The sequence below is a fragment of the Caballeronia sp. genome (assembly GCF_049581465.1).
In the GTDB taxonomy this organism is placed as follows: domain Bacteria; phylum Pseudomonadota; class Gammaproteobacteria; order Burkholderiales; family Burkholderiaceae; genus Caballeronia.
Map to the genome: position 1 here is coordinate 1 of NZ_JBAUSA010001070.1, position 1,562 is coordinate 1,562.

1 protein-coding gene is annotated in these 1,562 nt (G+C 61.8%); it reads right to left on the bottom strand.

Annotation, left to right across the window (positions count from 1 at the left end; all coding sequences use genetic code 11):
- Positions 1-72: 72 nt before the first annotated feature.
- Positions 73-1,443, bottom strand: coding sequence for an amino-acid N-acetyltransferase (gene argA / locus WCA53_RS26210; protein WP_423917362.1), 1,371 nt, complete (start codon positions 1,441-1,443; stop codon positions 73-75).
- Between the last annotated feature and the right edge of the window lie 119 nt (positions 1,444-1,562).

Genomic DNA, 1,562 nt, shown 5'->3' on the forward strand with positions numbered 1-1,562 from the left:
GCTGCACAGTGTTCCCGCATGAATCGGGCGCGCGGCTGGACGGACGTCTCGAAATAAACCTGGAACTTGAATCTAGAGCTGCTTCATCAATACGAGCGACTTGCGTTGCCAGTTGTAGAGCCGGCGACGGTCTTCGGGCAGGTCGTCGACCGTCACCTTCACGAAGCCGCGCTTCAGGAACCAGTGCTCGGTACGCGTGGTGAGCACAAAGATATGCGTAAGGCCGCGAGCGCGTGCACGTTGTTCGACGCGCTTCAGCAGGCGTTCGCCATCGCCGGAACCTTGTGCTTCTGCCGCGACCGTCAGGCACGCCATCTCGCCGATACGTTCCTGCACGTACGGATACAGCGCCGCGCAGCCGAACAACACGCCATCGTGCTCGATCACCGAGAAATGGTCGATGTCGCGTTCTATCTGATGCCGACCGCGGCGCACAAGCGTGCCGTCCATTTCCAGCGGCTCGATCAGCGTGAGAATACCGCCGACGTCGTCCGGCGTCGCTTCACGCAGGCTTTCGAGATTCTCATAGGAGATCATCGTGCCGACGCCATCGTGCAGGAACAATTCGAGCAGGATGCTGCCGTCGAGCGCGTAGGGAATGATGTGCGCCCGCGCCACACCACCGCGACAGGCGCGTATGGTGTGCTTCAGGTAAAACGCGGCATCGCCCTGCAATTCGCCGCTTTCGTGCAGCCGATACGCATCGTCAAGCGACATTTCGCGGACCAGTTCGCCGTTTTCATCGACGAGGCCGGGCGTTTCGGTGAGGAAAATGATCTTGTCGGCGCGCAACGCGATCGCGGCCGCCGACGCGACATCTTCCATGGACAAATTGAACGCCTCGCCCGTGGGCGAAAAGCCCAGCGGCGAGAGCAGCACGAGCTTGCTGCTGGTCAGCGAATGACGGATGGAATCGCCGTCGATCTTCCGGACCACGCCCGTGTGCTGGAAATCGACGCCGTCGAGAATCCCGACTGGCCGCGCGGTCACGAAAGTCCCCGACACCACGCTGATGTGCGCGTGCGCCATCGGCGTGTTCGGCAAGCCCTGGCTGATCGCCGCTTCAATGTCGAGGCGCACTTCGCCCGCGGCTTCCTTGGCGGATTCGAGCGCCCGGGCGTCGGTGATGCGAAGGCCGTGCGAAAACTCCGATTCCACGCCATGCAGGTTCAACTGCTCTTCCACTTGCGGTCGCGAACCGTGCACGAGCACGACGTGAATACCCATGGCATGCAGCAGGCCGACGTCCTGGACAAGCGCGTTCAGCCGTCCTTCCTGCACCAGTTCGCCGCCAAACGCGACCACGAAGGTCTTGTTTCGAAACGCGTGAATATAGGGCGCGACTGAACGCATCCAATCGACGAATTGGGCGTGCTGGTCGGGTGCTTCGGGCTCGGGAGAAACCGGCGGAAGCGCGGCGGGGAGGTCGGTTTGGGAATTCATGCGGGGATTATAATGCGCTGCTATGCCGAATGTTTCCAAACGTCCCGCCGATGCGGGCAAGCTCGATCCCCAGGAGCAGCTGAAAAAGCTGCGTGAAGCGCTTCTGCGCGATGCCGCCG

Coding starts and splice junctions, on each gene's coding strand:
- argA (WP_423917362.1), bottom strand. CDS start 1,443: ATGAATTCCCAAACCGACCTCCCCGCCGCGCTTCCGCCGGTTTCTCCC.